This window comes from Ruegeria sp. CE9 (genome assembly GCF_056537425.1).
Genome location: NZ_JBQFRO010000013.1, coordinates 148,610 through 160,900, shown reverse-complemented (window position 1 = coordinate 160,900; position 12,291 = coordinate 148,610). Strand labels below are relative to the sequence as shown.

At 54.7% G+C, this 12,291-nt stretch carries 11 protein-coding genes and 2 pseudogenes; 9 read left to right on the top strand and 4 right to left on the bottom strand.

What is annotated here, in order from left to right; translation table 11 throughout:
* The 3 genes and pseudogenes from ACR0B3_RS20595 to ACR0B3_RS20585 all read left to right on the top strand — a co-directional run.
* Positions 1–91: pseudogene (locus ACR0B3_RS20595) on the top strand (IS6 family transposase); the annotation flags it as partial.
* A 444-nt stretch (positions 92–535) separates the two neighbouring features.
* Positions 536–739, top strand: coding sequence for a hypothetical protein (locus ACR0B3_RS20590; RefSeq protein WP_480810678.1), 204 nt, complete (start codon positions 536–538; stop codon positions 737–739).
* 458 nt (positions 740–1,197) lie between these two features.
* On the top strand, positions 1,198–1,653 hold the full coding sequence (locus ACR0B3_RS20585) for a DUF2520 domain-containing protein (protein ID WP_480810677.1): 456 nt from the start codon (positions 1,198–1,200) through the stop codon (positions 1,651–1,653).
* A 431-nt stretch (positions 1,654–2,084) separates the two neighbouring features.
* On the opposite strand, the pseudogene ACR0B3_RS20580 reads toward ACR0B3_RS20585, so the two are convergent.
* A pseudogene (locus tag ACR0B3_RS20580) lies at positions 2,085–2,623 on the bottom strand (integrase core domain-containing protein); the annotation flags it as partial.
* Positions 2,624–3,062: 439 nt separating this feature from the next.
* Here ACR0B3_RS20580 and ACR0B3_RS20575 point away from each other — a divergent pair.
* Genes ACR0B3_RS20575 through ACR0B3_RS20555 form a run of 5 tightly spaced genes read left to right on the top strand, consistent with a single transcriptional unit; the run spans position 3,063 to position 6,307 of the window.
* Positions 3,063–3,479 (top strand): hypothetical protein, encoded by a 417-nt coding sequence (locus ACR0B3_RS20575; RefSeq protein ID WP_480810676.1) that lies wholly within the window; start codon positions 3,063–3,065, stop codon positions 3,477–3,479.
* Positions 3,480–3,482: 3 nt separating this feature from the next.
* Positions 3,483–4,103 carry a MotA/TolQ/ExbB proton channel family protein gene (locus tag ACR0B3_RS20570; RefSeq protein ID WP_480810675.1) on the top strand — a complete coding sequence of 207 codons (621 nt, stop codon included), beginning with the start codon at positions 3,483–3,485 and terminating at the stop codon, positions 4,101–4,103.
* Positions 4,104–4,113: 10 nt separating this feature from the next.
* On the top strand, positions 4,114–4,548 hold the full coding sequence (locus tag ACR0B3_RS20565; RefSeq protein WP_480810674.1) for an ExbD/TolR family protein: 435 nt from the start codon (positions 4,114–4,116) through the stop codon (positions 4,546–4,548).
* Positions 4,545–4,955 carry an ExbD/TolR family protein gene (locus tag ACR0B3_RS20560; RefSeq protein ID WP_480810673.1) on the top strand — a complete coding sequence of 137 codons (411 nt, stop codon included), beginning with the start codon at positions 4,545–4,547 and terminating at the stop codon, positions 4,953–4,955. Before ACR0B3_RS20565 ends, ACR0B3_RS20560 begins: the two co-directional genes overlap by 4 nt.
* Positions 4,955–6,307 (top strand): DUF4384 domain-containing protein, encoded by a 1,353-nt coding sequence (locus tag ACR0B3_RS20555; protein WP_480810672.1) that lies wholly within the window; start codon positions 4,955–4,957, stop codon positions 6,305–6,307. The genes ACR0B3_RS20560 and ACR0B3_RS20555 overlap by 1 nt, the downstream gene beginning before the upstream one ends.
* A 143-nt stretch (positions 6,308–6,450) precedes the next feature.
* Here the strand turns inward: ACR0B3_RS20555 and ACR0B3_RS20550 are convergent, their stop codons facing one another.
* Together ACR0B3_RS20550 and ACR0B3_RS20545 are read right to left on the bottom strand one after the other, a co-directional pair.
* Positions 6,451–7,362: an adenylate/guanylate cyclase domain-containing protein gene (locus tag ACR0B3_RS20550; RefSeq protein WP_480810671.1), complete on the bottom strand. Its 912-nt coding sequence runs from the start codon at positions 7,360–7,362 to the stop codon at positions 6,451–6,453.
* A gap of 274 nt (positions 7,363–7,636) precedes the next feature.
* Positions 7,637–9,124, bottom strand: a complete 1,488-nt coding sequence (locus tag ACR0B3_RS20545) for a caspase family protein (protein WP_480810670.1) — start codon at positions 9,122–9,124, stop codon at positions 7,637–7,639.
* Positions 9,125–9,274: 150 nt separating this feature from the next.
* On the opposite strand from ACR0B3_RS20545, the gene ACR0B3_RS20540 reads away from it, so the two are divergent.
* Positions 9,275–10,330 (top strand): OmpA family protein, encoded by a 1,056-nt coding sequence (locus ACR0B3_RS20540; protein WP_480810669.1) that lies wholly within the window; start codon positions 9,275–9,277, stop codon positions 10,328–10,330.
* Positions 10,331–10,349: 19 nt separating this feature from the next.
* On the opposite strand, the gene ACR0B3_RS20535 is transcribed toward ACR0B3_RS20540, so the two are convergent.
* Positions 10,350–12,290, bottom strand: a complete 1,941-nt coding sequence (locus ACR0B3_RS20535; protein WP_480810668.1) for a caspase family protein — start codon at positions 12,288–12,290, stop codon at positions 10,350–10,352.
* Between the last annotated feature and the right edge of the window lies 1 nt (position 12,291).

The following is a 12,291-nucleotide window of genomic DNA, read 5'->3' as shown; positions in this document are numbered from 1 at the left end:
TCACCGCTTCATCAAACGAAGAATCAGACCCATGCTGGTGTTCAAATCTTTCGCGTCAGCCGCATCTATCCTAGCAGGCATAGAACTGGTCCCTAGGTATTTGTAGTCAGTAAACCTGCGGTTTGGGTCCGCGACTGATGGGTCCCGCTATCTGGCACCGGATTGAATAGTCATGGGCAATCACAGCAATGCGGGCTGCGTTTCCGGCATCCGATATGGATGTTCGAGATCCGCTTTGGGTCGTTCTTGCTGGTGGACATTGTCACCCTGACGCTGATGCTGCGGCCCCGTCTATCTATTAGTAGTGAGCGAGCGCAGCGAAAAATCTCTTGGTCTCCTGCGGGTTCAATACAGTTGTTTGCTGCTTATTGAATGTGCGGCCGTTCTGGATCGGGATCATTTGCTGTTGAGCCTGTAATCGCGACTCGAATTAAATCTGAAGAGTTCGTTAGACGACGCCAAAATCCCCACATCTGATACCTGAGATTAATTTTGGCCTGCGATTGTTGCTCGGTATTCTACATGAGGATTTGACATGAAAAAACTTGCCACCATCGACCTGCCTAGAACAAACGCCAATGCCTTTGAAGTGCTGGCACGCTGCCAGGCCGCAGCTACAACAGCCGGAGCCGAGCAATCCAGAATTCAGAATTTCCTGGTGGAAGCTGTCTCGGGTGACTTTGAGCGCTTGTTACGCATGGTAAACACCCACTTCGAGGTCTCGAACGCTGGATCTTAGTTAGAGAGGACCAACGTCGGCCTATGGTATAAGCCTACGGTAAGACGGTCGTGAACGCAGCGCAGATGTTTCTATATCGGAATTTGGTGTGGCGTTAGGGATGCATCTACAGGACGACATGGGGGCAAAGGGCTGTCTCAAATCATGGTAAATGTCATCGACCCTAGGCGGGTCAGCAAAACACGGATCAGCCTATTGAGTGCCATCCCAGAATGTTCGGTTCAAGATGTGTTGTGTGCCAAGGGTCAGTCAGCCCGAAACATTACCCAAGCAGCTGGGACGAGGCGGGCTTTAGGCCACTATGCGGAACTGCGATCTGCCGACCTGTGAATTCTGGCGGTTCCGGTTACTCAGATTTTTCTTTTAGCCTCAAGGCTCGCTGAAGCGTTCAGCGGTCGTAGACCCCCTGACAGGTACCGATTGTCGTTCACTGCTGTGGGTTCTTCCCGGCGGAACAGATGGCGCCGCTTCGAGAACTGGACTGGCAACTAGCAAGCATCCATCCGGTTCTGTCCTTCGCTGACCCTGTGTCCGCACAAAAGCGGTGCAAAGGGGCACTATGTGGCCTTGAAGGCGATGAAGATGCGGTGAAATTTATCCAGCCGTTGATCGAGAAAATGGGTGCGAGATACTTCCTCATCAATTCCGGCAGAAAGAGTCTCAATAACGCGGCGGCGGTGATCTCGAACAACGTCACAGTGGTGCTGCAGGCAATCTCCCGCGAAGCCTGGGCGGCGTCCGGGGCCCCAGACAAGATTGCTCGGCAGCTGAACGCAAATCTATTGCGCGGAACCTGTGAGAACGTGTCAACTAACGGGCCCTGCGGCGCGCTGACGGGCCCGGCGTCACGGGACGACGAGTTTGTTGTCATGACGCAGGGCGAAGATGTAACCAAGTGGCATCTCGCAGCCTGAAGCCTTTACAAGGACCTGAGCGAACTGGCACGAAACCTCAAAAGAAATGACACTACATTAAACGGTCGAAAGGAAAACCGAGGCTTGGGCTGAGGATTGGATCAGTGGTTATTTAACATAAATTTGCATACACGTATTGCTCTCCTTTAAGGGTGCACGTTCAAACTGGGTCGCGACGCATCTCTTTTATTGCTAAAAAGCAGTGAGAACCGACATGGCAAGCACAGAGTTGGATTTGCGAGCGAGAGGCGATCAAAGGTACGCTAAATGCAATAGTGCCTTTGAGCAAGATCGCAGCTGAGATCGGCAGGCAGTGTTCAAATGCTGCTTTCGACTGCCAATGACAGGAAGCTCAATCAGCCGACAAGCCATTGAACAGCCTCTTCTGACTGCTCCAGATTGTTTGTGAGCGCATTGTCGACCCTTGATCCTTAGGGATGTCGGTTCCCAGTGGTCGGTGGGCAATTGCCCAATGTACTGTGGGATCTCTTAGTATTGTGGTATCCTCTACTGTTCGACGAGGATTTAGCCTCAATCAGGCTACAGAATGTTTCGACAATGGGCAGTTCATCGCTCATCCGCAGTTGTAGCTTTCGCAGTATCCATTTTCCCAAGGTGACTCTGGTTCGATTTAGGCGGTCTTTGCGCCGAGCATCGCGATCCAGTACCGCACAGCCTGTGCAACGAACTCCGGGCGATTGTCCTATCAGATGAAAGTAGAAGCACCACGCAGGATGAACAGGTTTGTCCTATCATCGATCACGTCTGTTAAGTTCACCTTGATCGCACGGCATTCCCGGCTGTGCTCATCAATGATGTTCAGCGTCCAGAAGCCCTTACCATCCCCAGTCCAACAATGCACAAAAGCATAGCTACAGACATGTTTCCGATCTTCGGGCATAAGCCGTACACATGGACCATCATGCAGCGAAAGCTGTCCTTGCTTTGGCTGTATTGTGGAAACTTCAACCGATCTCGCTGGTACACCATGATGAAGCCAGTCGCATTGGCCAAACCAAGGCAGCCTCTGCTTAGAAAGCTGTGAAGCAACTCAAAAATTGTCCGTTTCAAGAATCTGTTGACTACAAGCACTGTTTCCTTGGTTTCTGGAAACAGTACATCTAGTCCCACATTTTATTGACCATTGAAACAGTATTAAGACTGCGTCAGCTAGGAAGGACTTAGCTTGCGGTTTGAAATATGAAACCCATGAAGCTCAGCAAAAATTACATTACCAAAGTATGCACGTTTTCAAAAAGCTCGCTCGACCGGTCGGATCATATTTCAGACTTTTTTCTTCCTGCAATGGCACTGTTGCTGCAATGATCAGACATGGCCCAGATTTCACGAATGGGCCGGAACTACTGTCTATCAAAAAGAACCATGGCTCAAGAAACAGGGAACCAAAAATGAGATTAGGGATTTTCGCTGCACTCCTGCTGGCGCTATCGCCCATGGCGGCCCATGCGGATGAGGGCAAACTGTCGATCGAGCTAAATAAGTTCGAAGCCGGCGACACCGGCGGCTGTCGTGCCTTCTTCTTGTTTCGCAACCAGACGGGCAACAGCTTCGAAGCCTTCGAGATGTCGCTGGCCATACTGGACGGCAATGGCGTGATCGACCGGCTTCTGTCCATCGATGCGGCCCCATTGCCTGTCCAGCGCACAGTTCTGAAACTGTTCGAAATCCCCGAGATCGACTGCGCCAATATCTCGGAAATTCTGCTGCACGACCTTCCCGCGTGCACGCCACAAAATGCCGAACCCATTGATTGCTTCCCGCTGCTTGCGCTGGATAGCAAAACCTCAGCAAGTCTGGCGCAATAAGCGATGTTGGGGTTTTCAAACCTGGGCACCGGCGGCCCAATCCTGATCGTGCTTGGCGCGCTGTCTTTGCTGTCACTCACTGTGATCGCGTTCAAGGTCATCCAGCTCGCCTCGGTGCGATCCGGCGCAGTTGCGCGCGATGCGGCCCTTGTGCAATGGTCCAAGGGAGACAGGCAGGCAGCTCAGACCGCTGTGGCGTCCGGCAAGTCCCCGGCGGACCGGGTCTGTGCCTACGCAATGCAGGCGCTGATCGACGGCTTCAAAGGCCCTGCCTTAACGGCTGAGCTGACACGGCGCGGCAATCTTGAGTTCACGGCGATGAACACTTGGATACGTGTTCTGGAACTGATCGCAATGATCTCACCACTGTTGGGTCTTCTGGGCACGGTGACCGGCATGATCCAATCATTTCAGGAACTGGAACTTGCGCAGGGCGCAGCCAATGCGTCGGTGCTGGCGGGTGGAATCTGGCAGGCTTTGCTGACAACCGCCGCCGGGCTGCTCGTGGCTATTCCTGCCGCCATCGGCGCCTCATTGCTTTCAGGCCGGGCGGAAGCCGGCGCGCAATCCATCGAAAACGCAGTGGGTCAACTGATGATAATCGAAGAACGCGGTGCGCATTGAGGGGCCATTAATGTCGCGCGAGATCAACCTAAACCGACGTACACCGAGCCGATCATTGATTTCACTGGTGCCGATGATCGACGTAATGTTGATCTTGCTGGTCTTCTTCATGGTGACTTCGACTTATCTGAACCTCGATATGATCCCGGCGCTGGCGCAATCCGACCGCCCTGCCCCAACCTTGGTGGAAACTCGTCAGGACTCATCAAGCGTTCTATTGATTCGCATAGGCGCGGATGGCACTCCGCATTTTCAAGGCAGACCATTGGAACCTGCAGCACTGACCCTGTTGCTGCGTGAACGCCTGACGCAGAACGCGGCAACGCAGGTCATTATCTTGCCCACCGGCAGCGCCCGGCTGCAATCGCTGGTCTCGGTGATGGATGTGGTCACACAGTCGGGCGTGTCCAATCTGCGCGTCGTCAGGCTTGAGGCACGGCCATGAAGATCACACGCCCCACACCGCGCCACCACCCCGAGACGATCATCGCCCTGATCGACGTTGTTTTCTTTTTACTGGTTTTCTTCATGCTGATCGGGCGGATGGATGCTACAGCACCGTTCGACGTCTCTCCCCCCGTGGCGCAGACCGGCGCCGATATGCCCGCAGGCGGTCTGACTCTATCGGTCAGCATCGACGGAACACTCGCGCTGGATGGAGCCGAAGTAACCGGCCCAGGTGCGCTGCAACAGGTGCAGACAGCCTTGGACGGGAACCCCGACCTGCTGATCCGCATCAACGCCCATCAGGACGCTGCGCTGCGCGAGGTATTGCCGCTGATCGCCGAATTCGAAGCCTCGGGCGCGCGTGATGTGGTTTTAGTCGTCACTCCGCCGGGGCCGATCCGGTGATGCGCGCGCCGCTGATATGGGGCACGGCCCTGCTATGTTCGGTTGCCCTGCATGCTGTGGCGGGCGTGGTTCTGCTGCGCTCGGTCGATCCTGATCCTGTCATCGAACAGCCGGTACCGGAAACCCGAATGCAATTGTCTGCGCATCAGGTTACCCAAAGCACCGCCGTTCAGGCGCAACCCGAAGCGACCGCTGCCCAAAGCGAAGACGCGTCAGGCGCACAACTGCAACAAGGAGCGATCCCGCAATCCTCAGCCAAAGCCATCAAGGCCCCGTCCACCGAGCTTCGCGCCGAGGATCAGGCCGCGCGCGCTGAGGCACTGACCGCAGTCCAGGATGCACCACTGCCGATTGAGACTGCCGGGATTGCGCCTACACAAGCGGTGGCCATTGCACTGCCCCAGGCAGAAAGCGCGACCGTCATTCAGGCACAACCGATTGCCCTAAGACAGTCACGCCCCAACCTGGAAAAAGCGACGGCTGTTCAGGCGCAGTCCGTGGCGTTGAGCCAGACAATCCCCGAAACGGAAACGGCAAAGGCGACCGATGTCTTCTCGGCCACAGGGGATGGCCCGGTCGATCCGGTCAGTTTAGCGGCGTTTCAAAGCTTCACCCGGCCTGAAGATGTCGGCCAAAGCGCACAAGACCTGCGTGACGGGATCGACGGGCTGCTATCGCAGGTCCCCTGCGCCAGGTTGCAAGTTCAGTTCCAGCCCGAGACCAACACGCTGGAACTGATCGGCCATATCCCCGAAGAAGGGCTGCGCGACCCCGTCCTCTCCGCCTTACAGGCGCGGACGGGCGAAAACATTCAGGTGGCTGACAATTTGCTGATCCTGCCGCGCCCGCAATGTGGCGCGCTGAGCGGGATTTCATCCGTCGGCCTACCGCAGTCGACGGATCAGATCACCAACCCTCTGCTCGTGGGCGAAGACGTCCATGCGCGCGAATTCAGATACACCCAAGGTCAGCAGCTGGTGCTGGACCTCACCGGAGCCGACTATGACGCCTATATCTATGTCGATTTCTTCGATGCCGCGGGACAGGTGATACATCTCAGCCCGAACAGTTCTGTTTCGCTGACGAAAACTCCGGCCAAAGCGCCGCTGAAAATCGGCGCGGAACAACAGGGTGATCCCGGCCTATTCATCACCATTGGCCCACCTTATGGGCAAGAGATCGTAGCGGCGTTTGCCTCATCAGTGCCCCTACATGCAGGCGACCGCCCGCTTGTAGAACCCGCAGGCCCGTATCTGGACTTCCTTGCTCAGAGCGTGACCAACGCGCGCGCCGCGCACCCGGACTTCAAAGGCGAATGGGTCTACTTCTTCGTAACGACCGCGGCCCAATAAATTCGGTAGGTTTGCCGAATGTAGGACGGCAGGGTGCTAGAGAGTTCTGCCGCGATCCCTCTGCCGGGCCGCCATGCAGGCCAGACAACTGCTTATGCTGCGCCTTCTCTTATGTAGCGAAGCTTCGTACCATAGCCGACGTTTCAGGCAACGTTCTTTGGAGCGAGAAGGCGCCCAAGAACATCGAACTGCAAACAGACCTTTGAATGTTGAATAGGCAGAGTGGGAGAGATCAGCCCGCTATCAGCCAGCATGACCGTTTCACGTTTCAACTGGATTTCTCGTCCGGCTTCAGTTTTGACATAGGTACCCGACGTGCTGTGATCCGACAAAATAAGCTTGCCGTCTTTGATTTTGATGACGGCATGTAGTCGGGAAACCCAAGGCTGTGGCAGCACAACATCGCAGTCGGGAGATCGGCCAATTCTCAACTCGCCATTCTCATAGCACTGCCACGATTGGTCTTCGAGACTCAGGAGCAAGGTAATGCGCTCGGTCGTTTTCCAGTGATCTTCGGTCCGGCCATAGGACGACGGCAATCTGGTCTGGGTGAACGGGTCAGAGTCCGGGCTGACCAGAGAATAGGCCATTGTCTGTTCGCTGAGGCCCTTCAAGCTCAGCCGCCCGAGCGGCTTCAACAATCGCCGCAAGTCCTCTGGCAACAAGGCAGCGGCATCTTCGCTCACGCAAGCCTCGCCAGGATTGGCAGCGGTTGCAAGACGGGCAGTCAAGTTCACAGCCTCTCCATATACGCCTTTCTCGGCGATCACGATCGGTCCGCAATGCATCCCTACATGCACCGAAAGCGAAGTTTCTGACGACCCCCCGATCAATTCCATCGCAGCAGCCAGCGCGGCATCGGCATCAGAAAAATAACTGAGAACATCATCACCTTTCTGACCAACCTGAACACCGCCATGCTTTGCCAGCACGCGACGCAGCCGATCCAGTTCCAGCTGTATCAATCGTTGTGCTTCGCCGTCTCCCACAGCTTTATAAAGCGGGGTGCTGCCTGAAATATCTGCGATGATCAGGATGGTGAAAGTGGAGTTCACGTTCAGTCCTCAGGTCAGGTTAAGGCACAATCGGGCAATACGTGTTATTGTATATACCCGACAATTCCATTTTGGGCGTATTTTCTGATGAAATTTCTGGGATGGATGTGTGATTTCAAAGGTACGATAGTCTTTAACCCTTGATTAAAATTCGTAGAGTTAATTTCGTTGACAGTTGAAAGAGGATTTCATCCCTATCACCCCTCATGATCAAATCTGCGCCGACATGAGCGACAAACCCTCAAAGATTGAACAAAGCGGCAAGCCACCCGGCTTAACTCTGACATCCATCCATAGCCCAGCGGCGCAGGTTAACTTTCAAGCCACCGCCATAGGGGTGTTGTTTGGTGATATTTCCGGCCGCAGGTCGTTTCACATAAGATTCAGCCTGTTCGCAAAGAGTTTCTGGCGTCCATTGATGGCAATTGGAACATGACTGTCCTTTCCACAATTCGTCTGGCAAACCTTCCATCGGAGGAAACTGTGGCGATCCAGCAACCAATTCGCTGATGGTATGTCCGCGCACATAGGAATTGCCAAAAGTCAGCCGGGAGGACAGCGTCAAGACCGCATCAGCAGAAGTTTCTTTCGACTGCCCGGTTTCAGATGAAGCGACACTCGGCTCCGCTTTGCGCGTCATCGTCTCTTCGCCGTGGCGCAGGGCCGCAAGGCGATCCACGGCCTCATTCGAAAACGCGCCGTCTGGAAAGCTATGAAGATACACCTCATAGGAATGGATGGAGTCGTCTGCCAGAGCCAACTCATACATGAGACGATCAGTTTCCGTTGGCTCAGGCCCCGATTGATCCGTTTCGACTTGCGAAACGCCAAATTGTGGTGAAGTCCCGAAAGACTCGGTCATAGCAGTTTGCAGTAGTTCGCTTGCCTTCTCCGCATGTATGCTTTCGGGATATGCTCTCATGAACAACATGATTTGTACCGGATCGCGAGAATTGACCGCAGATTGCCATGAATCTGCTTCGTTCTCATGTTGCAAAATCTTGGTTTCGGTCTCAATCGCAAACGCGAAATCCTGAGTTAAAGAAGATGTATCCCAAGGGGTTTGTAATCCGCGGGTCTCGCTCAACACATCAACCCGAACCTTCTTAAACAATTGTTCGATTGCCATTCCCGGGGTTTCGATATGCCCCGCAAGGCTCAGCGTGAAGGGGCTGTTGCCTGTCTCACCGTCAAGAGCGACACCACCCGGGTCGGTGGCGTAGGCCAGAAATGTACCGGTTGGCGCTTTCATCTCGGCCAGGCCATTGTCATCCATATCGGCCAATTCTTCGAATGGATTATTTCGACAGGCATCAAGAATGACGATATTGGTCTTGTTGTTCGCTGACGCCATTTGATGCAGCACCGAGCGTGCCTCAACCGCCATCAGGTCCAAATCTGCCGGGTCGCTAAGCGAGACATCGACAGGCAAAAGGTAGTTGGACCCAAAGGATTGCACGCCATGCCCGGCATAGTAAAACAGTCCAACCGCGCTTTCACCGCCCTTGCGCAGGTCGCGCCCGAACTGTGCAATTGCGCGTTTCATTTCAATTTGATTGCTGTCGGACAAATGTCGGACTTCAAACCCTAGGACGCTGAGTTTTTCTGTGATCAGTTTGGCGTCGTTGACCGGATTATCCAACGGCGAAACCGAACCATAGGCAGAATTTCCGATCACCAACGCAATACGCGGCTCAGCCAATGCGGCTGAGGACCAGAGCAATGAAATCATCGCAATCACAATTCTAAAGATGCGAAGCACGTCCGTTCCTTTTTTCCCGCCATTGCAGTCAGCCCGTGACAAGAGGGCATCATGCTGGTGCGAAGTCGTCTATCCCAGATTTTTGGCTTTCTTGTGGCCAACTCGTATCATATTCCGATATGAGTATCACGTATAGGAAGTGGTTCACATATGCGACATTCAACCTTGTGGCGATACTTTATTGCTTTAGCCAGCCTGCTGCTCGCAAGTTCTGCATTTGCGCAAAGCACTGATCCATTCGAACATGGGTGGGAGTTGGACGCCAACGCGTCAGAGCTTCAATTTCTGTCCGTAAAAAAGAACTCGGTTGCCGAACACAGTGGATTTGCCTCGCTTACGGGCGTGATCGACCCAGGAGGCGATGCCGAAATCCGGATTCAAATGGACAGTGTGGATACTAAAATCGATCTACGCAACGTACGCATGCGGTTTTTGTTCTTTGAAACTTTCAATTATCCCGAAGCGGTCATCACCACCAAGCTCCCCTCTGACAAGCTGGTCAATCTACATCAAGAGCGTCACAAGATCATTGAACTGCCCTACACGCTTTCGCTGCATGGAGTTAAGAAGGACAGTGTTGCTCAGGTCGCGATTACGCTGGTGGACAACGATCGCGTAGCGGTGGCGAATACCACACCAATCGCGATTGCTCTGCCTGATTTCAATCTTGAAGAAGGCCGCGCCAAACTAGAAGAAGCGGCAGGCGTGGATATTCTGCCCTTTGGCTTTATCAGCTTCGGTTTCGTCTTCGATCGGGCCAAAGCCGGTACGCCCCCTCAACTGGAGTTGGTGGCTGAGGCACCGGGGGCGGCAGCGCTGGAAACCAAAGGCGAAATGGGCCGGGAAGCGTGCGAAGGGCGAATGGAGATATTGTCGCGCACCGGAAACATTTATTTCAACTCTGGCAGTGCCCGTCTGTCAGACGCCTCAATCCCGTTATTGACCAACTTGCACGATATCGTCAGCCGTTGCCCCGACCTGAAAATCGAGATCGGCGGCCATACTGACAGCGATGGGTCTGAAACAGCCAATCAGGCCCTCAGCCAGCGGCGGGCTCAGGCCGTAAACAACTATCTGGTGGACCAAGGCATTGCTTCGGATCGTCTTGTGACGGTGGGATATGGCGAAAGTCGCCCGGTGATGTCCAACGACTCTGCAGACGGTAAGCGCCGAAACCGGCGGATCGAATTTATTCCGCTGAACTGATCTCAGGCGTTGAGCACAATCAGTTTTCGGCCAGAATAACAGGGTCGAAACCGCCGCTGCGCCACTGTTGCAACGCGGATACAAAGTTCGGCCCTGGCACGCCGTCAATTGTGCTCGAATAATACCCCGCCTTTTGCAGAAGTTTCTGCACTTCCATCACGGTTTCTCGAGACCATTGGTCAGACGCAAGAGACAACTGATTGAGGATCGCGCCATTATCTTCCGCCGCGCCGCGCAGCAGCATGCGTGCTGCTTCAAGCGGGTCGCGTGCAACTCCCCGTCCTTCATCCAAAAGGATTGCTGCCGCGAGATAGCCTTGAAATTCTCCATCCCGCGCTGCCCGCTGAAAATACTCCAGCGCTTGAGCAGGCTCGCCAGCGATACCATCTTGCGCCAAGACACCGAGATTGAAGGTCGCCTTGGCCGATCCGCCTTCAGCAGCACGCCGCAATAGTGCGATGGCACGCGCTTCATCCTTCGGAGCAATTTGGCCTTCGAACAGGGTCACGGCTAAATTGATCATTGCATCAGAACTGCCACTCTCGGCGGCGCGTTCGTACAGGTCCAATGCCATGTTCACGTCCTGTGGTACGCCAGTACCGCTTTCGTGCAGTTGAGCCAGAGAAACCATTGCCCGCAAATCACCTTCGGCTGCAGCTTGTTGGTACAGCGTCACAGCACGGTCCACATCACCTGCAGCAATCGTCGCCCGCGCCAGCAATGCCACATAATGTGACAGATCCGGTGATTGGGCGGCAGCCGCGCTACACGCCTGAATCGCGGTCAACGCATTGTCTTGCAGCCGGCTGAAGGGCACGCCCGGAATACTGGCTGTGCGGTCCCGTGGATGCGTTGCCAGACGTTCACATATCCCACCAGGTGTACTGTCTTCGGGACGCGGGATCGATGCAATCAGTCGGCGGGCCTGATCAGCATGGTTTCCGTTCGGGTATTGCTCAAGATAGAATTCCAGCAATGGCCGCATTCGGCTGCGCTGCGCCAGTTTCCAAAGCCGCTCTGACTGTTCATCCGCGTCCTCTACGGACACGGCGCGGGTCTGTGTCTCACCCTGGCCTGACTGATCCAAAAACGCCATGACTTCGCCTGCATGCGCGCCCTCTGGGTAGCGATCCATGTAGAGTTGCATCAGCGATGGGTCCTGCGCATTCGCTGCCACTTGCCACAGCAAGGTTTCTTCCGAAGCTGTGACCGGGCTATTGTCAAAGCGGAACTGGCGGGTCAGCGACGAGTTATCCCAAGGAATCTGCCGCCCTCCTGTCGAGGCCAAAACATCTTTTCGAACCGAGATCATGAGATCCGAAACATCCTGACCGGGCGTGTAGATATGGCTCAACAGCGCCTCGGTGAAGAAGCTGTTCCGACCGGTACCGTCAAAAGCCACGTTGTCCGGTTGCGTGGCATAGGCAAACATGAAATCTGCGGCGCTGCCTACACGCGCCAACCCTTCGCCACCAAGATCAATGCCTGTTCCTTCGAACGGATTGTCACGACAGGCGTCTAAGAAAACCAAACGAATTCCGTCTGAACGTTCCATGCGGCTGACGAACTCCTCCATCGGAACCGTCTGATCGGGAATGTCTTCTGGCGTTGATATTTGCGCATCAACCGGGACCAGATAGTTTCTCCCGCCCACCTGAAACCCATGCCCTGCATAAAATAGCAGTGACACGTCAGAATCTGCAGCCGTCGCCCCATAGGACTCAGCCAGCGACAGCATTTCATCCCGCGTCAGGTCTGTGCCCAGAAACACATCGAAGCCCAACCCTTCAAGCGCGATGGCCAGATCAGAGGCATCGTTTATCGGATTGTCCAGTGAACCCACGGATACGTAATCGGAATTACCAATTACCAACGCTACCCTTTTGTCGGCCAACGCCGCACAGGCACTGGTCAACGTAAACACTATGACCGTAAACAATCGAGACAAGGACACAGGCATG

Coding starts and splice junctions, on each gene's coding strand:
- ACR0B3_RS20560 (WP_480810673.1), top strand. CDS start 4,545: ATGAAGATCACACGCCCCACACCGCGCCACCACCCCGAGACGATCATC.
- ACR0B3_RS20535 (WP_480810668.1), bottom strand. CDS start 12,290: ATGCCTGTGTCCTTGTCTCGATTGTTTACGGTCATAGTGTTTACGTTG.
- ACR0B3_RS20555 (WP_480810672.1), top strand. CDS start 4,955: ATGCGCGCGCCGCTGATATGGGGCACGGCCCTGCTATGTTCGGTTGCC.
- ACR0B3_RS20540 (WP_480810669.1), top strand. CDS start 9,275: ATGCGACATTCAACCTTGTGGCGATACTTTATTGCTTTAGCCAGCCTG.
- ACR0B3_RS20575 (WP_480810676.1), top strand. CDS start 3,063: ATGAGATTAGGGATTTTCGCTGCACTCCTGCTGGCGCTATCGCCCATG.
- ACR0B3_RS20590 (WP_480810678.1), top strand. CDS start 536: ATGAAAAAACTTGCCACCATCGACCTGCCTAGAACAAACGCCAATGCC.
- ACR0B3_RS20565 (WP_480810674.1), top strand. CDS start 4,114: ATGTCGCGCGAGATCAACCTAAACCGACGTACACCGAGCCGATCATTG.
- ACR0B3_RS20570 (WP_480810675.1), top strand. CDS start 3,483: ATGTTGGGGTTTTCAAACCTGGGCACCGGCGGCCCAATCCTGATCGTG.
- ACR0B3_RS20585 (WP_480810677.1), top strand. CDS start 1,198: ATGGCGCCGCTTCGAGAACTGGACTGGCAACTAGCAAGCATCCATCCG.